The following is a 21,600-nucleotide window of genomic DNA, read 5'->3' on the forward strand; positions in this document are numbered from 1 at the left end:
TGAATGATCGGGATTGACGGGATGTCGTTAGCAGGCGGCCGTGCCTTCGCGGGGTGCGGGACGCCGACGTCGGAGGAGGGTGTGGGGCGATGAGACTGGCATTGGTGCTCGGGACCAGCGCGGGCGGGGTCGGGCGGCATGTCCGGATGCTCGCCGAGGGGATGGCCGGGCGCGGGGCCGACGTGGTCGTTGCGGGTCCGGCGTCGACCGAGGAGCGGTTCGGGTTCACCGCCGGCGGAGCCCGCTTCGCCGAGGTCGAGATCTCCGATCGGCCGCGTCCGGCCGCGGACGCGCGGGCGGTCCTGCGGCTGCGCACGGTGCTGCGGCACGCGCACGCCGTACACGCCCACGGTCTGCGGGCCGGGGCCCTGGCCGGACTCGCCCTCATCGGGGTGCGCGGCCCGGCCCTGGTGGTGACCCTGCACAACGCCTCGACGGCCGGGGGGGCGGTGGGGGCCGTCTACCGGGTGCTGGAGCGGATCGTCGCGGCCCGGGCCGCGCGGGTGCTCGTCGTCTCGCCGGATCTGGGGGAGCGGATGCGGGCCTGCGGCGCTCGGGTGGTGGAGGCCGCGATCGTCCCGGCGCCGCCGCTCGGCGCGGCGTCGCGGAAGCCGGCGGAGGTCCGCGCCGAGCTCGGCCCGGCGGATCGGCCGCTCCTGCTGGTCGTGGCGAGGCTGGCCCAGCAGAAGGGGCTGGACGTCCTGCTCGACGCGGCGGCCCGGATCCGGGGCGCGTCGATCGTCGTCGCGGGGGGCGGACCGCTGGAGGGGACGCTGCGGCGGCGGGCCGAGGCGGAGGGGCTCCCGGTCCGGTTCCTGGGCGAGCGCCACGACATGGCCGACCTGCTGGCGGCGGCCGACGGCCTGGTCGTGCCGAGCCTGTGGGAGGGGCAGCCGCTGAGCGTCCAGGAGGCGTTGCGGGCGGGCGTGCCCGTGGTGGCGACCCGGGTGGGGGGTGTTCCGGACCTGGTGGGCGACGCGGCGCTGCTGGTGCCGCCGGGCGACCCGGCCGCCCTGGCGGAGGCGGTCGGCCGGTTCGCGGCCGATCCGGCCCTCCGCGACCGCCTGGCGGCGGCCGCCGCGCGGCGCGGGGCGGCGCTTCCGGGGCGGCCGGAGGCGCTGGACGCGGCCGGACGGGCCTACGGGTTCGCCGACGTCGGAGGGTGAGCAAGGTCTCCCGCGCGGTTGCAAGATCGGTACCGGCGCACGTAACCGTATCTCTGTATACTCCGTTCGTCGGGGAGGGGAGTATCCCTTCGCGGCAGCGTCGTCATCACGATCTCGGGCCTCACGATCTCAGTGAGACCGGATCCGGCGCTGTCGGTCCGGAGTCGTCCGGGCGGGAGAGACCTCCGGCTTCATTCGAAATAGGCCGGAGGTTTGTCGATGCTGGATGTAGCGCCCTGGGTGTGGGCGGCCGTCATCATCGGGTTGATCGTCGTTCTCGCCTTCGACCTGTGGATCGTCGACCGCGGTGAACCCCGCGAGTTCACGATGCGTCAGGCGGGTTTCTGGGTTTCGTTCTACGTCACCCTCGCCGTGCTCTTCGGCATCGGGCTCCTGATAGCCGGCGGAGGCGACGTCTCGGCGAAGTTCTTCGCCGGGTACCTGACGGAATACAGTCTCAGCGTCGACAACCTGTTCGTCTTCTACATCATCATGACCAGGTTCGCGGTGCCACGGGCCCATCAGCACAAGGTGCTGCTCATCGGCATCCTGATCGCGCTGGTCATGCGAGGGGCCTTCATCGCCGTCGGCGCCGCCGCGATCGCCCGGTTCAGCTGGCTCTTCTACATCTTCGGGATCTTCCTCATCTACACCGCCGTGCAGATGATCCTGAGCCACAACAAGGAGGACGACGTCCCGGAGAACGCGATCCTGCGTTTCGCCCGTCGCGCCCTCCCCAGCACCCCCGACTACCACGGCGCGAAGATCTTCGTGAAGATCGACGGCAAGCGTCTGGTCACCCCGATGCTCATCGTCATGATCGCGATCGGGACCACCGACCTGCTTTTCGCCATCGACTCGATCCCCGCGATTTTCGGGCTCACCACCGACCCCTTCATCGTCTTCACGGCGAACGCCTTCGCCCTTATGGGGTTGCGGCAGCTGTACTTCCTGCTCGGCGGGCTTTTGGAGCGCCTGACCTACCTCAGCTACGGCCTTGCGTTCATTTTGGGTTTCATTGGGGTTAAGCTGATTTTGGAGGCCTTGCACACCAGTGGGGTGCACTGGGCTCCGGAGATCTCCATCTGGGTGTCTCTGTCGGTGATCGGTCTCACGATGGTGGTCACGACCGTGGCCAGCCTCATCAAGCTGCGGCGGGACAACAAGGCGGCGGCGTCGGAAGCCGCCTCGATCACCTCCAAGCGAGGCTGACGAAATCCGGGAGACGACGCGGTTTCCTTAGTTCGTTGTTCTCGTACCAACGCTGCCGGGTCTGTACGATCCTTGATCAGACAGGCAAGCGCATACAGGCCCATTGCGGCTAAGAACAACAAAAGGTTCTCCGTGTCGAATGATTCACAACCTCCCATAAAGCTGGCAAAAGGCACGTCGCCCTGGTTGCTGCCGGTGGTCGCGGCCGCCGCGATCGCCACGGCCAAAGCGCGACGTTCCCGGAGGTGGGCGGCGGTCGCCGTACCCCTGGTCGCACTGACGGGGGGAATGTTGTGGTTCTTCCGCGACCCTGAGCGGACCCCCGGGGAAGGCCGGCTGCTCTCACCCGCCGACGGTGTGGTGCAGAGCATCGACTCCCGGGCGGACGGGCGCACCCGGGTGGCCATCTTCATGAGCCCCCTCAACGTCCACGTCAACCGGGCGCCCCTGAGCGGGACCGTCACCTCGATCGAGCACGTCTCCGGTGGCTACCTGCCCGCGTTCAACAAGGACAGCGAGCGCAACGAGCGGGTCGTCTGGCACCTGGCGACCGAACTCGGCGACATCGAGCTCGTGCAGATCGCCGGTGCGGTCGCCCGGCGCATCGTGCCGTACCTCACCGCCGGCACGAAGGTACGGCGGGGCGAGCGGATCGGCCTGATCCGGTTCGGCTCCCGCGTGGACGTCTATCTCCCGGACGGCATCGCCCCCGCGGTGACGGTCGGGCAGCGGACCATAGCCGGGCAGACCCGCCTTGACCGCGGCTGAGGCGGCCCCGGACCAGGGCGAGGAGCTGAGGGGCCCGGTCGGCAAGGCGTTCCGGCTCTCCGGAGCCGACGCGCTCTCCCTCGGCAACGCCGTCTCCGGCTTCCTCGCGGTCTGCGTGATGGCGGCCTCCGCCATCAACCAGCTCCGCGAGGGCGGAGACCTCGTGGTGGACCCGCGCTACTTCGCCACCGCCGTGGTCCTGCTGCTCATCGGCGCCACCTGCGACCTCTTCGACGGCCTGGTGGCACGGCGGTTCCGGGCCTCGGCGATGGGCGCCGAGCTCGACAACCTGGCCGACGTGATCAGCTTCGGTTTCGCCCCCGCGTTCATGGTCGTCGCCTGGGCGGGGTTCTCCAACAAACTGCCCATCACCGTCGCCGTCACCGCCGCGGGCGCCGTGCTGCTCGCCGGGGTCGTCCGGCTGGCGCGTTTCGCCTGCGTCAAGACGAAGAGCGGCGACTTCATGGGGCTCCCCATCCCCATGGGTGCGATGACCGTCGTCGCCATCGTGCTGCTCGCCGAGCCCTCCTACCTGACGATCACCGGGATCTTCCTGGTGGCGTGGCTGATGGTCAGCCGGATCGAGTACCCCAAGCCGAAGGGGAACCTCGCGGCGATCGTCCTGGCCTGGATCATGGTGAACGTGGCCTGCCTGGTGATTTGGGCGGCCAACCTCGCGGGCGGCGACCAGCTCATCAAGGTGGGCGCGAGCCTGCAGATCGCCCTGGTGACGGTGATCCCGCTCCGCGCGGTGATGTTCCGCCGGGAGCGGCGGCGCAACGAGCGCCAGGAGTTCGCCGTCGGGGACGTGGACGGACCGGTGAACGGGGTGCCCGCCGGAGTCGAGGCACCCTCGGGACGGACCCACCGGTGGCGCCGCGCCCTGGCCACCCGGGTCGGCCGCCGGACCGTGCAGGCCGCCCCGCGCATGCGGCGCAGCATGCTCTCCCGGGTACGGCCCCGGCGCCGCAACGGCTGATCTCCCCACGCCGCCCCGGCGCCGGGTCTACCAGCCGCGTTGCTCCCATTCGGGCAGCGACGGGCGCTCGGCGCCGAGGGTGGTGTCCTTTCCGTGCCCCGGGTAGACCCAGGTCTCGTCGGGCAGCCGGTCGAAGATCCGCTCCACCACGTCGGTGAAGAGGCTGGTGAACCTGGCCGCGTCACCCTGGGTGTTGCCGACCCCGCCCGGGAAGAGGGAGTCACCGGTGAACAGGTGCGGCCCCTCGGGGGACCGCAGGAGCAGGGCGACGGAACCCGGGGTGTGCCCGCGCAGGTGGACGACCTCCAGCGTCGTCTCGCCCACGGTCACCGTGTCGCCGTGCTCGACGGGGTCGGTGACCGGGACCGGGAGGGCCTCGGCGTCCCGGGGGTGGGCGATCGTGCGGGCGCCGGTGGCGGCGACGACCTCCTCCAACGCCATCCAGTGATCCTGGTGGGCGTGGGTGGTGACGATCTTCGATGGCGTGCCCAGCGCGAGCAGCCGCCCGGCCTCGTTGGCCGCGTCGATCAGGAGGGTCTCCCCGGTCGCCCGGCAGGTGAGGAAGTAGGCGTTGTTGTCGAACGGGCCGACGGCCACCTTGCTGACGGTGAGCCCGGGCAGTTCGCGCACGTCGGGCGGACCGCCCACGGTCACATTTCCGGAATAAGCCATATTTCCTCCTGGGTCACGCCGTCTCTGGGGCATCACTGGTATCACCGTAGCCGTCGCCCGCCGTACCGGCCGTACCCGCACGTGATCGTTGCGCTGCGCGCACCGGTGCGGGTTCGCACAGCGCAACGATCATCTGCTGGTGGGGGTACGGGCTGCGCCGGGTCGGGCTTGGCGGTGTTCCCGGTGCCGGGCGGCTGTGGCCCGTGGGTTGTCTGGGTGATCGTTGTGGTGTGCGTTCCCCGGGGGGTGCGCAGAGCGCAAGGATCATCTGAGTGTTGGGGTACGGGCTGTGCCGGGGCCGCCTGGGGCCGTGCCTGCTTCGCCGGTCGGTTTGGAGGGTTTCGCGGTGGACCGCAGGCCGTACCGGCGGGGTCTGGGATTGTCACGTCCTGGATCGAGCGGGGTACTGCTGTCGGCCGTCTGTGGGGGTCTGTCCGGATTTTTGGGGGGTTGAAGTGGGGACGAGGGGCGGTGGGCCGGTACGGGGGCGGTCTGCAGTACTCGATCTGATGATCGGGTTTCTCGATCTGCGGTGCCCGATCGCCCTCGGCTGGGCGGGGGTCGTGCGAGGACGGTCGGCGGTTGCCCTGCGTAGTGGTGAAATGCCAGGTCATCGGGGGTTTGGCGGCCGGGGAGGCGTCCGGTCGGCCGGACGCGTGAAAAGGATCTTCAATTTTCCGGGATCGGGTCCCGAGACGCGGTCTGCGGGGGAAGAAGTCCAGGTCAACGGGTGTTCATCAGATAACCCGCCGGATGGTGCGGCTGTCGGGGTCCGCTGGAAATTCGGACGACTCCGAGAAAGTTGTCGGAGCCCGCGGTTAGCATGGCAGGCGAACTCCCATTCGACTCACGAGAGACTGCCGTGGCTGATCGTCTCATCGTTCGCGGTGCGCGCGAACACAACCTCAAAGACGTCTCGCTGGACCTTCCGCGGGACGCTCTGATCGTCTTCACCGGCCTCTCCGGCTCGGGCAAGTCGAGCCTGGCCTTCGACACGATCTTCGCTGAGGGTCAGCGCCGCTACGTGGAGTCGCTCTCCGCCTACGCCCGGCAGTTCCTCGGTCAGATGGACAAGCCCGACGTGGACTTCATCGAGGGGCTCTCCCCGGCGGTCTCCATCGACCAGAAGTCGACCAGCCGCAACCCCCGTTCGACGGTCGGCACCATCACCGAGGTCTACGACTACCTGCGGCTCCTCTGGGCCCGGATCGGCAAGCCGCACTGTCCCGCCTGCGCCCGCCCGATCGCCCGGCAGAGCCCCGAGCAGATCGTCGACCGGGTGCTCGAACTCCCGGAGGGCACCCGGTTCCAGGTGCTCGCGCCGGTGGTCCGCGGGCGCAAGGGGGAGTACGCCGAGCTCTTCCGCGAGCTGCAGACCAAGGGCTTCGCCCGGGCCCGGGTGGACGGGGTCATGGCCCGGCTGGAGGAGCCGCCGGTCCTGAAGAAGTACGAGAAGCACGACATCGAGGTCGTGGTCGACCGGCTCGCGGTGAAGGACGGGTCGAGGCGCCGGCTCACCGACTCGGTGGAGACCGCGCTCGGGCTCTCCGGCGGGACGATCACCCTGGACTTCGTGGACCTGCCGGAAGGCGACCCGAACCGGGAGCGCTTCTACTCCGAGCACCTCTACTGCCCCTACGACGACCTCTCCTTCGAGGAACTGGAGCCGCGCTCCTTCTCCTTCAACTCGCCCTTCGGCGCCTGCCCGTCCTGCACCGGGCTCGGCACCCGGATGGAGGTCGACCCCGAGCTGGTCGTCCCCGACCCGGAGCTGTCCGTCGCCGAGGGCGCGCTCGCCCCGTGGGCGGGCGGCCACGTCAGCGACTACTTCCTCCGGCTGATCGAGGCGCTCGGGGACGCGCTCGGCTTCGGGCTGAACACCCCCTTCGGGCTGCTCCCCAAGAAGGTGCAGAAGGCGCTGCTGCACGGGCACGACGAGCAGGTCCACGTCCGGTACCGGAACCGGTACGGCCGCGAGCGGTCGTACTACACCACGTTCGAGGGCGCGGTCGTCTACGTGCAGCGCCGGCACGCGGAGTCCGAGAGCGACGCGACCCGGGAGAAGTTCGAGGGTTTCATGCGGGAGGTCCCGTGCGCCGAGTGCGGCGGGGCCCGGCTCAAGCCGGTCTCGCTCGCCGTCACGGTGAGCGGCCGGTCCATCGCCCAGGTGGCCGCGCTGTCCATCGGGGAGTGCGCGTCCTTCCTCGGCGACCTGCAGCTGTCGGATCGGGACCGCCAGATCGCCGCGCGGGTGGTCAAGGAGATCAACGCCCGGCTCGGCTTCCTCCTCGACGTCGGTCTCGACTATTTGAGCCTGGACCGGGCGGCGGGGACGCTCGCGGGCGGGGAGGCGCAGCGGATCCGGCTCGCCACGCAGATCGGCTCGGGGCTGGTCGGCGTGCTCTACGTGCTGGACGAGCCCTCCATCGGGCTGCACCAGCGGGACAACATGCGCCTGCTGGAGACCTTGATCAGGCTCCGCGACCTCGGGAACACGCTCATCGTGGTGGAGCACGACGAGGACACCATCGCCGCGGCCGACTGGGTGGTGGACATCGGCCCGGGGGCGGGTGAGCACGGCGGGCAGATCGTGGTCTCCGGGACCGTGCAGGAGCTGCTGGACAGCCAGGACTCGCTGACCGGCGCCTACCTGTCCGGCCGGCGGGAGATCGCGGTCCCGGCCAAGCGGCGCAAGCGGGAGCGGGGCCGGTCCCTGGTGGTCAAGGGCGCCCGGGAGCACAACCTCAAGGGCGTGGACGTCGAGTTTCCGCTCGGGGTCTTCACCGCGGTCACCGGTGTCTCCGGCTCGGGCAAGTCCACCCTGGTGAACGACATCCTGTACACCGCGCTCGCCAAGGAGCTGCACGGGGCGCGGACGGTGCCCGGGCGGCATTCCCGGATCAACGGGGTGGACCATCTGGACAAGGTCGTGCACGTCGACCAGTCCGCCATCGGCCGTACCCCGCGCTCCAACCCGGCCACCTACACCGGCGTCTTCGACCATGTGCGCAAGCTGTTCGCCCAGACCACCGAGGCCAAGGTCCGCGGGTACCAGCCGGGCAGGTTCAGCTTCAACGTCAAGGGCGGGCGCTGTGAGGCGTGCGCGGGCGACGGCACCATCAAGATCGAGATGAACTTCCTCCCCGACGTCTACGTCCCCTGTGAGGTCTGTCACGGCGCCCGGTACAACCGGGAGACGCTGGAGGTCCACTACAAGGGGAAGACGATCTCCGAGGTGCTGGACATGCCGATCGAGGAGGCCCTCGGCTTCTTCGACGCGATCCCGGCGATCCGCAGGCATCTGCAGACCCTCTTCGACGTGGGTCTTGGCTACGTACGGCTCGGTCAGCCGGCTCCGACGCTCTCCGGCGGCGAGGCCCAGCGGGTCAAGCTCGCCGCCGAGCTCCAGCGGCGATCCACCGGACGGACCGTCTACGTCCTGGACGAGCCCACCACGGGCCTGCACTTCGAGGACATCCGCAGGCTGCTGGGGGTGCTCGGGCGGCTCGTCGACGCCGGGAACACGGTGATCGTCATCGAGCACAACCTGGACGTCATCAAGACCGCGGACTGGATCGTCGATATGGGACCCGAGGGCGGTTCGCGGGGCGGTCTCGTAGTCGCGACCGGGACTCCCGAGGACATCGCCAAGGTCGAGGAGAGCCATACCGGCCTGTTCCTCCGTAAGATCCTCGCAAATCAGCGTTGATCGGAGGACACGGACTTTGACCGACGAGTACGCCGCAACGGTCAAGCGGAACTGCGCCAGGACCCTGTCCTGGTACAAGACGGGGACGATGCGCGAGACGCTCACCGCGCTCGCCGGACTGGAGGAGGCGGACGGGCCGCCGGACGTGTACGGCGAGGGCGGCCCCGTCGCCGTCCTGGAACGGGAGACGGCCGCACTGCTCGGCAAGCCCGCCGCCAGATTCGTGGTGAAGGCGACGATCGCCCAGCAGACGGCGTTGCGGGTCTGGTGCGATCGGTCCGGGTCCCGCCTGGTGGCCGTCCACCCCAGGTCGCACATCGACGCCGACGAGGGGTCGGCCTACGAGCTGCTGCACGGGCTGCGCGGAGTCCGGCTGGGCGACACCCGGCCGTTCACGGTCGCCGATCTGGACGGGGTGGTCGAACGGCTCGGGGCGGTCACGGTGGAGCTGCCGCTCCGGGGAGCCGGGTACCGCCTCCCCACCTGGGACGAGCTGACCGGCATCTCGGCCTGGTGCCGCACCCGGGGGATCCCGCTCCACTTCGACGGCGCGCGCATGTGGGAGGCCACGACCTACTACGGGCGTCCCCTGCACGAGATCGCGGACCTGGCCGACTCGGTCTACGTCTCCTTCTACAAGGGGATCGGCGGCCTGGCGGGCTGCGCGATCGCCGGGGAGCCGGACCTGCTCACGGCGATGGGCCCGTGGCTGGACCGGCACGGCGCGGGCGTCTACGCCCTCTATCCGTACGCGCTGTCGGCGCTGGACGGCCTTCGCCGCATGCTGCCCGCGATGCCGGCCCGGGTGGCGCGGGCGCGCTCCCTCGCCGCCGCGCTCACCGCGGTCGAGGGTGTCCGGGTCGCCCCGGAGCCGCCCCAGACGAACGGGTTCCGGGTGTACCTCCCGGGTGAGCCCGCGGCGCTGGAGCGGGCCCATCTGGCGCTTGCCGAGGAGACCTCGGTCTGGCTCTTCGGGCGATTCACGGAGACCGAGCCGCCCGGGCTGACCGCGGTGGAGGTCGAGATCCACGAGGGCGCCGCCACGCTGACCGACGACGAGGTGGTCGTGCTGGTGAAGCGTCTGCTGGAGCAGGCAGGCAACTGACCCGTGCGGGTGGACCGGGCGTATGGGCAAATAGGCTGACATAGTCGGTCGATGGCGGCCGGGCCGGCCGCGAGCGCCGTACGCCCGGGTTCCTTATCACGGTCAGACGTCGAGTCTGGCACGCTGAGCCGAACGGCCCGGCCGATTCGGCCGGGCGCCGTCGCGCCGTACCTGGTCCGTGCCCCCGGGAGACCCGCCGGGCTCCCGAGCGGCAGAGAGAAGGAGTTTTCATGACGATGGACGGGAATCCCTCGCGGCGCAGGGTTCTCGGCACCGCGGGGCTCGCCGCGTGCGGGGCTGCGCTGTCGGCGTGCTCGACCGGGACCGTGCCCGCGACCCTGCCCGGCGAGATCAAGGGCAAGGAGATCGCCAAGGCCGCCGACATCCCGGTGGGCGGGGGGAAGGTCTTCTCCGAGTGGAAGGTCGTCGTGACCCAGCCCACGCAGGGCGTCTTCAAGGCGTTCACCGCCAACTGCCCGCACAAGGGGTGCGCGGTGAACCGGGTCCGGGACGGCGCGATCCTGTGCCCCTGTCACGGGAGTGAGTTCGCGGCGGACACCGGTGAGCGGCGCAAGGGCCCGGCGTCGGGGAACCTCGCCTCGTTCACGGTGCGGGTGGAGGGGGACGGGCTCATCGTGACCTGACTTACCCCAGGCACCCTTTGCGGATATTTCATGAACTGAACCGGAAGCGGGCTTCGTCCGTATCAGAGGGTACGGCCGGTGAAGGCCGTGGGACACCGGGATACTGCTGGGGAGTGTGGAGTTTGATGGAGAACTTTGACGGCGGTGCGGCTCACACGCGCAGGACGGTCGTGTTCGGAGCCGGCGCGGCGGGGCTGACCGCGGTCCTCGCCGGGTGCAGCACCTACGAGCAGCCCTCCCAGGCCGTACCCGGGCCCGCCGCCTCCACCGGCGGCTCCTCGGCCTCCGCCCCGGTCGCCGCGGACCCCTCCGCGGCGCCGGACGCCGCGGCCCTGGCCAAGACCGCGGACATCCCGGTGGGCGGGGGCAAGATCTTCCCCGCGGAGAAGGTGGTGGTGACCCAGCCGGTCGCGGGGGAGTTCAAGGCGTTCGCCGCGGTCTGCACCCACAAGCAGTGCGCCTTGGACCGGATCGCCGACGGCATGATCCACTGTCCGTGCCACAAGAGCCAGTTCAAGATCGCCGACGGTACTCCGGTCGCCGGCCCGGCCAAGGACCCGCTCCCCCCTGCCAAGATCACTGTCACCGGCGACGCGATCGCGCTCGCCTGACCGGGCCGCCGGCCTGACCGGCCGGGCCGCCGTCGCGATCCCTTCGTCCACCGGCCCCGCGTACCCGCCGTCCGCACCCGCCCCCGGGAGCCGGCCGGCGCGTCGGCCGACGAGCGGACCGTCGGCGGCCCGGCCCCACCCGACGTCCCCGGCGTTGGGCCGAGGCGCCGGCGCGGCCTGTGCCACGCCGCGACGACCGGGTATGAGCGGCGTGAGCGTCGTGCCGAGCCCGTACACGGCGGCCCGGGGTACGGTTTCCCCGCCCGGTAGGCGTGCGCCCGTACAGGTGCGGTGGTGTGTCCGGCGAGCCGGCCCTGAGGCACGCACCGGTGTTCCGGGCCGCTCTCGGGAGACCGGGGTCGCGGCCTGGCGGCGGTCCGGCCGTGGTCGCGGAGAACACGCCGAGGCCGTAGCCACTAGGCTGAGGAGGTGGCAGATCCGGCGACTTACCGACCCCCCTCCGGCTCGGTTCCCGACTCTCCGGGGGTCTACCGCTTCCGGGATTCGCACGACCGTGTGATCTACGTGGGGAAGGCGAAGAGCCTGCGTTCCCGGCTCAACTCGTACTTCACCGACTTCGCGGCGCTGCACCCCCGGACGCAGACGATGCTGACGACCGCGGCCCGGGTGGACTGGACCGTGGTCGGCACCGAGGTCGAGGCGCTTCAGCTGGAGTACTCCTGGATCAAGGAGTTCGACCCCCGGTTCAACGTGAAATACCGGGATGACAAGTCCTATCCCTACCTCGCCGTGACGATGGGGGAGGAGTTCCCGCGAGTCCAGGTGATGCGCGGGGCCAGGCGGAGCGGCACCCGGTACTTCGGGCCGTACTCGCACGCCTGGGCGATCCGGGAGACCGTCGACCTGCTGCTGCGGGTGTTCCCGGTGCGGACCTGCTCGGCGGGGGTGTTCAAGCGGGCGCACCAGGTCGGCCGGCCGTGCCTGCTCGGCTACATCGGCAAGTGTTCGGCGCCGTGCGTGGGGCGGGTGAGCCCGGAGGAGCACCGGGCGCTCGCCGACGACTTCTGCGACTTCATGGCGGGGAACACCGGCCGGTTCCTCAAGCGGCTGGAGCGCGAGATGCGCGAGGCCGCCGCCGTGGAGGACTACGAGCGCGCCGCGCGGCTCAGAGACGACCTGCAGGCGCTCCAGCGGGCGCTGGAGAAGCAGGCCGTGGTGCTCGGCGACAGCACCGACTGCGACATGATCGCCTTGGCGGAGGACCAGCTGGAGGCGGCCGTCCAGGTGTTCTACGTCCGGGGCGGGCGGATCCGGGGGCAGCGGGGCTGGGTCGTGGACAAGGTGGAGGAGATCACCCAGGCGGAGCTGGTGGAGCAGTTCCTGCTGCAGATGTACGGCGACGCGCCGGCCGAGGCGGTGCCGCGGGAGATCCTGGTGCCCGAGCTCCCGCCGGACGTCCATGCGCTGACCGAGCTGCTGGCCGAGCACCGCAAGGCGCGGGTCGAGGTGCGGGTGCCCCGGCGGGGCGACAAGAAGTCGCTGATGGAGACGGTGGCGCGCAACGCCAAGGAGGCGCTGACCCAGCACCGGCTGCGGCGGGCGAGCGACCTGACCGCGCGCAGCCGGGCGCTGCAGGAGATCGCGGACGCGCTCGGCCTGGACCAGGCGCCGCTGCGCATCGAGTGCTTCGACGTCTCGCACACGCAGGGGACCGACGTGGTGGCCTCGATGGTGGTGTTCGAGGACGGGCTGGCCAGGAAGGGCGAGTACCGGCGGTTCTCGATCCGGGAGGGCGTCGACGACGTCGCCGCGATCCACGGGGTCGTGTCCCGCCGGTTCAAGCGGTATCTGGAGGAGCGTACGGCCACCGGCGAGCTGGGCGCCGAGCCGGCCCCGGAGGAGTCGGCCGACGGCGCGGGGAAGGCGGGTATGCCGATCGACCCGGACACGGGGGCGCCGCGGAAGTTCGCCTACCCGCCGGGTCTGCTGGTGGTGGACGGGGGGCCCGCGCAGGCCGCCGCGGCGCAACGCGCGCTGGACGAGCTGGGCGTGGACGACGTGGCCGTCTGCGGCCTGGCCAAGCGGCTGGAGGAGGTCTGGCTGCCCGCCGAGCCCGATCCGGTCATCCTGCCGCGCGCCAGTGAGGCTCTGTACCTTCTCCAGCGTGTCCGGGACGAAGCACATCGATTCGCCATCACCTATCACCGGGCAAAACGATCCAAGGCGGTTGGGGTCAGCGAGCTGGACTCCGTACCCGGCCTTGGGCCTGCGCGGAAACAGGCTTTGCTGAAACACTTTGGTTCGGTGCGGCGCCTGCGAAACGCGACGATCGCGGAGATCCTTCAGGTCCCCGGAATCGGCCGGGCGACGGCGGAGGTCATCGTGGCGGCGCTGGGGGGAGAGAGATCGTGAGTACCGAGACCACAACTCCGGAGTTCGTCATCGTCACCGGCATGTCGGGGGCGGGCCGCAGCACGGCGGCCAAGTCGCTGGAGGACCTCGACTGGTTCGTCGTGGACAACCTGCCGCCGGGGTTGCTGGCCACCATGGCCGACCTGGCCGGGCACACCCACGGCGCGGTGACCAAGCTCGCCGCGGTGGTCGACGTGCGGAGCCTCGGCTTCACCACCGACCTGCGTACGGCGGTCGAGGAGCTGGAGGGGCGCGGCGGCAGCGTGCGCGTGGTGTTCCTGGAGGCCAGCGACGAGGAACTGGTCCGCCGGTTCGAGAGCGTGCGCCGGCCGCATCCGCTGCAGAGCGACGGGCGGCTGGTGGACGGGATCGCCCGGGAGCGGGGGATCCTGCGCGAGGTCCGGGCCCACGCCGACCTGGTGATCGACACAAGCAACCTCAACGTGCACGAGCTCCGCGCGAAGATCGTCGGATACTTCGGCGGGGAGGCGCGTTCGAGCCTGCGGGTGACCGTGGTCTCGTTCGGCTTCAAGTACGGCCTGCCGGTTGACGCCGACCTGGTGGTGGACTGCCGGTTCATCCCCAATCCGCACTGGGTGCCGGAGCTGCGGCCGATGACCGGGCTGGAGGTGCCGGTACGGGACTACGTCCTCTCCCAGGTGGGGGCGAAGGAGTTCCTCGACTCCTACGACGAGGTCATGAAGATCGTGGAGGCCGGCTACCGCCGGGAGGGCAAGTCCTACGTGACGCTCGCCGTCGGCTGCACCGGGGGCAGGCACCGCAGCGTGGCGGTGGCCGCGCAGCTCGGCGCCCGTCTGCGGGATCGGGGAGTCGAGGTCCAGGTCACCCACCGTGACGTGGGGCGCGAGTGACGGTCAAGGTGGTGGCGCTCGGCGGCGGCCACGGACTCTACGCGTCGCTGTCCGCGCTGCGCCGGGTCACGGATCGTCTCAGCGCCGTGGTGACCGTCGCCGACGACGGGGGTTCCAGCGGGCGGCTCCGGCGTGAGCTGGGCGTGCTGCCCCCCGGCGACCTGCGGATGGCGCTCGCCGCCCTCTGCGGCGACGACGACTGGGGACAGACCTGGAGCAGGGTCGTCCAGCACCGCTTCCGGAGCGAGGGCGAGCTGCACGGGCACGCGGTCGGCAACCTGCTCATCGTGGCGCTGTGGGAGCTTCTGGACGACCCGGTGGCCGGGCTGGACTGGGTGGGGCGGCTCCTCGGCGCGCACGGCAGGGTGCTCCCGATGGCCTCGGTGCCGCTGGACCTGGCGGCGGAGGTGGAGCTCGGCGGCGAGGTGACCACCGTGATGGGCCAGGTCGCCTGCGCCCTGACCCCGGGACGGGTCCGGGCCATCTCGCTGATCCCCCCCGACCCCCCGGCCTCCCCGGAGGCCGTGCAAGCCGTTCTGGACGCCGATTGGGTGGTCTTCGGCCCCGGTTCCTGGTTCACCAGCGTCCTGCCGCACCTCATGGTGCCCGAGCTGGCGCGGGCGCTGGTGGAGACGCGGGCCCGTCGGCTGGTGGCGCTGAACCTCGCGCCGCAGCCGGGGGAGACCGACGGATTCTCCCCGCAGGCGCATTTGGAGGTGTTGCAGGCGCACGCCCCCGATCTCACCGTGGACGTGGTCCTCGCCGACGGGGGCGTGGTGGAGGACCGGATTCCGCTGGAGCGGGCCGCCAAGGCCCTCGGCGCCCGGCTCGTCCTCGCCGACGTGGCGAGTTCCGACGGTTCACCGCGGCATGACGCCCCCCGGCTTGCCGTTGTCCTGGACGAGATTTTCCGGGAGCAGCGGTGATGAGCGCACGATCTGGCGCCCGGGTGCGAGAAGCTGTGCCCGGGGGCGGCCGCGGTGCCCGGCGATCGCGGTGCGAGAGCCCGGCGACATCGGCCGCCGGGTGCCGGTAAAGGGGGAGGATCTGTCCAATGGCGATGACCGGCGTGGTGAAGGACGAGCTGAGCCGCTTGTCCATCCTGAAGCCGTGCTGCCGTAAGGCCGAGGTGTCCACGCTTCTGCGGTTCGTGAGCGGCCTGCACCTGGTGGGCGGCCGGATCGTGATCGAGGCGGAGCTGGACACCAGGGTGGCGGCTTCGCGATTGCGCAAGGACATCGCGGAGGTGTTCGGCCATTCGTCCGATGTGGTGGTGCTCGCGCCGAGCGGACTCCGCAAGGGCAACCGGTACATCGTGCGGGTCTACCGGGACGGCGAGGCCCTGGCCCGCCAGACCGGGCTCATCGACAACCACGGGCGGCCGGTCCGGGGTCTGCCCCGGCAGGTGGTCGCCGGGGCGGCCTGCGACGCCGAGGCGGCCTGGCGGGGGGCGTTCCTGGCGCACGGTTCGCTCACCGAGCCCGGGCGGTCCATGTCCCTGGAGGTGACCTGTCCCGGGCCGGAGGCGGCGCTCGCCCTGGTGGGCTCGGCGCGGCGCCTGAAGATCCACGCCAAGGCGCGTGAGGTCCGCGGGATCGACCGGGTGGTGGTCCGGGACGGCGACGCGATCAGCGCGCTGCTCACCCGGCTGGGGGCGCACGACAGCGTCCTGGCCTGGGAGGAACGCCGGATGCGGCGGGAGGTCCGGGCCACGGCCAACCGGCTGGCCAACTTCGACGACGCCAATCTGCGCCGGTCGGCCCGGGCCGCGGTCGCGGCGGGCGCCCGGGTGCAGCGGGCGCTGGAGATCCTCGGGCTGGACGCGCCGGAGCACCTGGTGGTGGCGGGGCGGCTCCGGCTGGAGCACAAGCAGGCGTCGCTGGAGGAGCTGGGGCAGGTCGCCGACCCGCCGCTGACCAAGGACGCCATCGCGGGCCGGATCCGGCGGTTGCTCGCCATGGCGGACAAGCGCGCCGTCGAGCTCGGCATCCCGAACACCGAGGCCAGCCTGACCGCGGACATGCTCGCCCAGTGACGGTCGTCGGCCCGAGGGCGGGGCGATGGCTCCTGTTCGCCACCGTCCTCGGTTCCGGCCTGGTTTTCCTGGACGGTTCCGCCGTCAACGTCGCGCTGCCGCATCTGGGCAGGGATCTGAACGCTCCGATGGCGGGGCTCCAGTGGACGATCAACGCGTACATGCTCACGCTCTCCGCGCTGGTCCTGCTGGGCGGGGCGCTCGGGGACCGGTACGGGCGCCGCCTGGTCTTCCTGATCGGCACGGTGTGGTTCGCCGGGGCCTCGCTGCTCTGCGCACTCGCCGGTGACGTCGTGGTCCTGGCGCTGGCGCGGGCCCTGCAGGGGGTCGGCGGAGCCTTGCTCACCCCGGGTTCCCTCGCGCTCATCCAGGCGTCCTTTCCGGCGGGGGAACGGGCCCGGGCGATCGGGATCTGGTCGGGTTTCTCGGGCCTGGCCGGGGTCGCGGGCCCGCTGCTCGGCGGCTGGCTGGTCGACGTGGCGAGCTGGCGGTGGGTGTTCCTGATCAACCTGCCGCTCGCGGTGCTCGTGGTCGCCGTCACGCTCCGGCACGTCCCGGAGAGCCGGAGCGAGGAGGGAGGCGGGAGGTTCGACGTCGCCGGGGCGGCGCTGGGGGCGCTGGGGCTGGCCGGGCTGACCGTCTGCCTCATCCAGGCGCCGGAGGCGGGCTGGGGCTCCCCGGCCGTACTGCTCTCCGGTTTCGGGGGTCTGGCGGCGATCGCCGCCTTCGTGCGGTGGGAACGGCGGACGTCTTCGCCGATGACCCCGCCGCTGCTCTTTCGCTCCCGCAGGTTCACGGGGGCCAACCTGGCGACCTTGTGCGTGTACGGGGCGCTGAGCGGTGTCTCGTTCTTCCTCGTGGTGGAGCTTCAGGTGGTGGCGGGTTTTTCGGCCCTGCGCGCCGGGCTGGCGATGCTGCCGGCGACCGTGCTCCTGCTGCTGCTCTCGGGGGCCTCGGGGGCGCTGTCGCAGCGGATCGGCCCGCGGCTGCAGATGACCGTTGGCCCGCTTGTCTGCGCCGCGGGTACCCTGATGCTGTTGCGCGTCGGTCCGGGGGCGGGCTACTGGGGGCACGTCCTTCCCGCGATGACGGTCTTCGGGTTCGGCCTCGCCGCCACCGTGGCCCCGCTCACCGCGACGGTGCTGGCGGCGGCGCCCGACCGCTACGCGGGGATCGCCAGCGGGGTCAACAACGCGGCGGCGCGGGTCGCCGGTCTGCTCGCCGTGGCCGGGCTCCCCGCGCTGGCCGGGGTCGCCGGGCTGGCCTATGAGCATCCGGTCGTGTTCGATCAAGGCTTCCGGGTCGCGATCCTCGTCTGTGCCGGGCTTCTCGTCCTCGGGGGGGCGATCTCCCTGGCCACGATCGGAGGGAGGAGTGAAGTGGTCTAAACCAATTTGCGTCCGATAGGGTTCCATGAGGCATCAGCCAGCTCCGCCGCCGGTTGCCCCGGCGCTTCACGCATGAGGAGATCCGAGCCGTGACCATTCGGGTAGGCATCAATGGCTTCGGCCGCATCGGCCGTAACTTCTGGCGCGCCGTTCAGGCCAGCGGCGCCGACATCGAGGTCGTGGCGGTCAACGACCTCACCGACAACGCGACGCTCGCGCAGCTGCTCAAGTACGACAGCATCCTCGGCCGGCTCGCCGGTGAGGTGAAGGCCACCGACGACGAGATCACCGTCGACGGCAAGGCGATGAAGGCGTTCGCCGAGCGCGACCCGGCCAAGCTCCCCTGGGGTGACCTGGGCGTGGACGTCGTCGTCGAGTCGACCGGCTTCTTCACCGACGCCAACAAGGCCCGGGTGCACGCCGAGAACGGCGCCAAGAAGGTCATCATCTCCGCGCCCGCCAAGAACGAGGACGTCACCCTGGTGATGGGCGTCAACCACGACGCCTACGACCCCGGCAAGCACACGATCATCTCCAACGCCTCCTGCACCACCAACTGCCTGGCGCCGATGGCCAAGGTCCTCAACGACACCTTCGGCATCGAGCGCGGCCTGATGACCACGATCCACGCCTACACCCAGGACCAGAACCTGCAGGACGCCCCGCACTCCGACCTGCGCCGGGCCCGCGCGGCGGCGCTCAACATCGTCCCCACCTCGACCGGTGCCGCCAAGGCCATCGGGCTGGTGCTGCCCGAGCTCAAGGGCAAGCTGGACGGCTACTCGCTCCGGGTGCCCGTGCCCACCGGCTCGATCACCGACCTCACCGCCGACCTCTCCCGTGAGACCACGGTGGACGAGGTCAACGCGGCGTTCAAGGCCGCGTCCGAAGGCCCGCTGCGCGGTTACCTCACCTACAACGAGGACCCCATCGTCTCGGCCGACATCGTCACCGACCCGGCCTCCTGCATCTTCGACGCCCCGATCACCAAGGTGATCGGCAACCAGGTCAAGGTGTACGGCTGGTACGACAACGAGTGGGGCTACTCCAACCGTCTCGTGGACCTGATCAAGCTGGTCGGCGCCGACCTCTGAGCCGCGGAGGGTGAGAAGGGAAGGACCACGGTGAGCGTTCGGGGGATCGACGACATGGATGTGGCGGGCCGGCGCGTTCTGGTGCGCGCCGACCTCAACGTCCCCCTCTCCCAGGGTGAGATCACCGACGACGGCAGGATCAAGGCGTCCCTGCCCACGATCCGGGCGCTGAGCGAGCGCGGCGCCCGTGTGATCGTCTGTGCACACCTCGGCCGCCCCAAGGGCGAGGTCAAGCCGGAGCTGTCCTTGGCGCCGGTGGCCGAGCGGCTCGCGGAGCTGCTCGGCCGGCCCGTGCGGCTCGCCGCCGACACGGCGGGCGAGTCGGCGCGGGCGGCCGCGGCCGGGCTGGCCGACGGCGAGGTGGCGCTCCTGGAGAACCTGAGGTTCGAGCCGGGCGAGACGAGCAAGGACGACGCCGAGCGGGCCGCCTTCGCCGATCGGCTGGCGGGCCTGGCCGAGCTGTACGTCGGCGACGGCTTCGGGGCGGTGCACCGCAAGCACGCGTCGGTGTACGACGTGCCGCGGCGGTTGCCGCACGCCGCGGGCGGGCTGGTCCTCGCCGAGGTCGAGGTGCTGCGCCGGCTCACCGAGGACCCGGCGCGGCCGTACGCCGTGGTCCTGGGCGGGGCCAAGGTCAGCGACAAGCTGGGTGTGATCGCCAGCCTGCTGGACCGGGTGGACCTGCTGCTGGTCGGCGGCGGGATGATGTTCACCTTCCTGGCGGCGCAGGGCCACGGGACGGGGTCGTCGCTGCTGGAGGCCGATCAGATCGACCGGTGCCGGGAGTTCCTGGCGTCCGGCAAGATCGTGCTGCCGGTGGACACGGTGGTGGCCGACCGGTTTGCCGCGGACGCCGACCACCGGGTCGTGGACGTCGACGCCATTCCGGACGGCTGGATGGGGCTGGACATCGGCCCGCGTACCGCCGCGCTCTTCGCGGAGCGGCTGGCGGACGCCCGTACCGTCTTCTGGAACGGGCCGATGGGCGTGTTCGAGTTCGACGCGTTCGCCAACGGCACCCGGGTGGTCGCCGAGGCGCTGGTGAAGTCGGACGCGCTGACGGTGGTCGGCGGAGGGGATTCGGCGGCGGCCGTACGCGCCCTCGGTCTGCCCGAGGATGGTTTTTCTCACATTTCGACGGGTGGGGGCGCGAGCCTTGAGTACCTCGAAGGCAAGACCCTGCCCGGCCTGTCCGCCTTGGAGGCATGATGGCGGTTCGTAAGCCGCTCATGGCCGGCAACTGGAAGATGAACAAGAATCATCTTGAGGCCATCGCCCTCGTCCAGAAGCTCGCCTTCGGCTTGAACGCGCGGGACTACGAGGCGGTGGAGGTGGCGGTGCTGCCGCCCTTCACCGACCTGCGCAGCGTGCAGACCCTGATCGACGCGGACAAGCTGCACCTGGTGTACGGGGCGCAGGACGTCTCCGCGTTCGAGAAGGGCGCCTACACCGGCGAGATCTCGGCGTCGATGCTGGCCAAGCTCGGCTGCACGTATGCGGCCGTGGGGCATTCGGAGCGGCGCCAGTACCACCGCGAGGACGACGCCCTGGTCAACGCCAAGGTGAAGGCGGCCTTCGGGCACGGCCTGACGCCGATCCTGTGCGTCGGGGAGGGGCTGGACGTCCGGAAGGCCGGCGGACAGGTGGCCCACACCCTCGCCCAGGTCGACGGCGCCCTGGCCGGAGTCTCGGCCGACCACGCCAAGAAGATCGTGGTGGCCTACGAGCCGGTCTGGGCGATCGGAACCGGCGAGGTGGCGACCCCCGAGGACGCCCAGGAGGTCTGCGGGGCGATCCGCGGGCGACTCGCCAGCCTCTATACGGCCGAGCTGGCCGAGCGAGTACGTATCCTCTATGGAGGGTCGGTCAAGTCGGACAACATCGCGGGCATCATGGCTCAGCCGGACGTGGACGGGGCTCTTGTCGGCGGGGCGAGCCTTGATCCTGAGGAATTCGTCAAGATTTGCCGCTTTGGCGCTTAAACTGCCTTAGAGTACGAGGTTCGAGCAGCACGTATGGGCGCGAGGCCGTACGCTCATAAGGCAAGCTTGAATCGTCACGCAACCACTGGCTGCTAGGGAAACTGGTCAACGGTGATTATCGGAATCTCCATCGCACTGATGCTGGCGAGCGCGATCATGATCCTGCTCGTGCTGCTGCACAAGGGCAAGGGCGGTGGCCTGTCGGACCTGTTCGGCGGAGGGTTCTCCTCCTCGTTCGGCTCGTCCTCGGTCGTGGAACGGAACCTGGACCGGCTCACGATCATCACGGGCGTGGTCTGGTTCGTCTGCATCATCGCCCTCGGCTTGGTGCTCAAGCCCTGAGTGCTCCTGTCCCCGGCCACCGCGGTGGCCGACGTTGTTGTTCACCGGTCGCCCCACGCGAGTGGGGCGGACCTTGCGAGGAGTTGTTCCGTGGGTAGTGGTAACGCCATTCGTGGAAGCCGCGTCGGCGCGGGCCCGATGGGAGAGGCTGAGCGAGGGGAAGCGGCTCCTCGCGTCAAGGTGGCATTCTGGTGCGCGAACCTGCACGAGACTCGGCCCAGCTTCGCCAGCGATGCCGCGATCCCGGAGTTCTGGGACTGCCCGCGTTGCGGGTTCCCCGCGGGGCAGGACCAGGACAACCCGCCGGCGCCGCCGCGCAACGAGCCCTACAAGACGCACCTCGCCTATGTGAAGGAGCGCCGGAGCGACGCGGACGGGGCCCAGATCCTCGCGGAGGCCTTGGAGCGCCTGCGCAACGCGCGCCCGCTTTACTGACGCAGAGTGACAGGCCCGGTCACCCCGGTTCGGGGATGACCGGGCCTTTTCATTTCGCTGACTCCCTTGTCATGACCAAGTTTTGGCGACCCCTAGAAAATAGGAAAGTTTCCTATTAGATTTCGGGGCTGAGTGGACGTCACGCCGAGGAACCGCACTCCGGCCCGGGTGAGCGATCCCTCACGCGACCTTGTCATGAAAAAGTTGGAGAAA

General features: G+C 70.6%; 19 protein-coding genes. 18 read left to right on the top strand and 1 reads right to left on the bottom strand.

The features are described 5' to 3' along the window. Positions 1 to 89: 89 nt before the first annotated feature. The 4 genes from RUR_RS00635 (at position 90) to pssA (ending at position 4,125) form a co-directional block, all read left to right on the top strand. Positions 90 to 1,166: a glycosyltransferase gene (locus RUR_RS00635; protein ID WP_283132840.1), complete on the top strand. Its 1,077-nt coding sequence runs from the start codon at positions 90 to 92 to the stop codon at positions 1,164 to 1,166. Positions 1,167 to 1,385: 219 nt separating this feature from the next. After that, positions 1,386 to 2,378, top strand: a complete 993-nt coding sequence (locus RUR_RS00640; protein ID WP_283132841.1) for a TerC family protein — start codon at positions 1,386 to 1,388, stop codon at positions 2,376 to 2,378. Between the two features lie 132 nt (positions 2,379 to 2,510). Then, positions 2,511 to 3,146: a phosphatidylserine decarboxylase gene (locus RUR_RS00645; RefSeq protein ID WP_283132842.1), complete on the top strand. Its 636-nt coding sequence runs from the start codon at positions 2,511 to 2,513 to the stop codon at positions 3,144 to 3,146. After that, positions 3,133 to 4,125, top strand: a complete 993-nt coding sequence (gene pssA, locus RUR_RS00650; RefSeq protein WP_283132843.1) for a CDP-diacylglycerol--serine O-phosphatidyltransferase — start codon at positions 3,133 to 3,135, stop codon at positions 4,123 to 4,125. The genes RUR_RS00645 and pssA overlap by 14 nt, the downstream gene beginning before the upstream one ends. A gap of 27 nt (positions 4,126 to 4,152) precedes the next feature. Here the strand turns inward: pssA and RUR_RS00655 are convergent, their stop codons facing one another. Beyond that, positions 4,153 to 4,797 carry an MBL fold metallo-hydrolase gene (locus tag RUR_RS00655; RefSeq protein ID WP_283132844.1) on the bottom strand — a complete coding sequence of 215 codons (645 nt, stop codon included), beginning with the start codon at positions 4,795 to 4,797 and terminating at the stop codon, positions 4,153 to 4,155. A gap of 862 nt (positions 4,798 to 5,659) precedes the next feature. On the opposite strand from RUR_RS00655, the gene uvrA reads away from it, so the two are divergent. The 14 genes from uvrA to RUR_RS00725 all read left to right on the top strand — a co-directional run bounded on the left by uvrA (position 5,660) and on the right by RUR_RS00725 (position 21,387). Next, positions 5,660 to 8,506: an excinuclease ABC subunit UvrA gene (gene uvrA, locus RUR_RS00660; RefSeq protein WP_283132845.1), complete on the top strand. Its 2,847-nt coding sequence runs from the start codon at positions 5,660 to 5,662 to the stop codon at positions 8,504 to 8,506. A 16-nt stretch (positions 8,507 to 8,522) separates the two neighbouring features. After that, on the top strand, positions 8,523 to 9,611 hold the full coding sequence (locus tag RUR_RS00665) for a threonine aldolase family protein (protein WP_283132846.1): 1,089 nt from the start codon (positions 8,523 to 8,525) through the stop codon (positions 9,609 to 9,611). 230 nt (positions 9,612 to 9,841) lie between these two features. After that, positions 9,842 to 10,255 (top strand): Rieske (2Fe-2S) protein, encoded by a 414-nt coding sequence (locus RUR_RS00670; protein WP_283132847.1) that lies wholly within the window; start codon positions 9,842 to 9,844, stop codon positions 10,253 to 10,255. A 125-nt stretch (positions 10,256 to 10,380) separates the two neighbouring features. Next, positions 10,381 to 10,866, top strand: coding sequence for a Rieske (2Fe-2S) protein (locus tag RUR_RS00675; RefSeq protein WP_283132848.1), 486 nt, complete (start codon positions 10,381 to 10,383; stop codon positions 10,864 to 10,866). A 429-nt stretch (positions 10,867 to 11,295) separates the two neighbouring features. Then, positions 11,296 to 13,239 carry an excinuclease ABC subunit UvrC gene (uvrC, locus tag RUR_RS00680; protein ID WP_283132849.1) on the top strand — a complete coding sequence of 648 codons (1,944 nt, stop codon included), beginning with the start codon at positions 11,296 to 11,298 and terminating at the stop codon, positions 13,237 to 13,239. Continuing rightward, the gene (gene rapZ / locus RUR_RS00685) at positions 13,236 to 14,111 is read left to right on the top strand and encodes an RNase adapter RapZ (RefSeq protein WP_283132850.1); all 876 of its coding nucleotides are present in this window, start codon (positions 13,236 to 13,238) and stop codon (positions 14,109 to 14,111) included. Before uvrC ends, rapZ begins: the two co-directional genes overlap by 4 nt. 8 nt (positions 14,112 to 14,119) lie before the next feature. Then, positions 14,120 to 15,037: a gluconeogenesis factor YvcK family protein gene (locus tag RUR_RS00690; RefSeq protein ID WP_283132922.1), complete on the top strand. Its 918-nt coding sequence runs from the start codon at positions 14,120 to 14,122 to the stop codon at positions 15,035 to 15,037. A gap of 128 nt (positions 15,038 to 15,165) precedes the next feature. Beyond that, entirely contained in the window at positions 15,166 to 16,146 is a 981-nt protein-coding gene (whiA, locus tag RUR_RS00695) for a DNA-binding protein WhiA (protein WP_283132851.1), read from the top strand. Beyond that, a complete protein-coding gene (locus RUR_RS00700; RefSeq protein ID WP_283132852.1) occupies positions 16,143 to 17,534 on the top strand; it encodes an MFS transporter in 1,392 nt (463 codons plus the stop codon). Before whiA ends, RUR_RS00700 begins: the two co-directional genes overlap by 4 nt. 89 nt (positions 17,535 to 17,623) lie before the next feature. After that, a complete protein-coding gene (gap, locus tag RUR_RS00705) occupies positions 17,624 to 18,628 on the top strand; it encodes a type I glyceraldehyde-3-phosphate dehydrogenase (protein ID WP_283132853.1) in 1,005 nt (334 codons plus the stop codon). A gap of 54 nt (positions 18,629 to 18,682) precedes the next feature. Then, a complete protein-coding gene (locus RUR_RS00710; RefSeq protein WP_283132923.1) occupies positions 18,683 to 19,837 on the top strand; it encodes a phosphoglycerate kinase in 1,155 nt (384 codons plus the stop codon). Continuing rightward, on the top strand, positions 19,837 to 20,610 hold the full coding sequence (gene tpiA, locus RUR_RS00715; protein ID WP_283132854.1) for a triose-phosphate isomerase: 774 nt from the start codon (positions 19,837 to 19,839) through the stop codon (positions 20,608 to 20,610). Before RUR_RS00710 ends, tpiA begins: the two co-directional genes overlap by 1 nt. A gap of 111 nt (positions 20,611 to 20,721) precedes the next feature. Then, positions 20,722 to 20,952, top strand: coding sequence for a preprotein translocase subunit SecG (gene secG / locus RUR_RS00720; protein ID WP_283132855.1), 231 nt, complete (start codon positions 20,722 to 20,724; stop codon positions 20,950 to 20,952). A gap of 90 nt (positions 20,953 to 21,042) precedes the next feature. After that, positions 21,043 to 21,387: an RNA polymerase-binding protein RbpA gene (locus tag RUR_RS00725; RefSeq protein WP_283132856.1), complete on the top strand. Its 345-nt coding sequence runs from the start codon at positions 21,043 to 21,045 to the stop codon at positions 21,385 to 21,387. Positions 21,388 to 21,600: the final 213 nt, after the last annotated feature.

The sequence above is a fragment of the Rhizohabitans arisaemae genome (assembly GCF_025996515.1).
GTDB lineage: Bacteria > Actinomycetota > Actinomycetes > Streptosporangiales > Streptosporangiaceae > Rhizohabitans > Rhizohabitans arisaemae.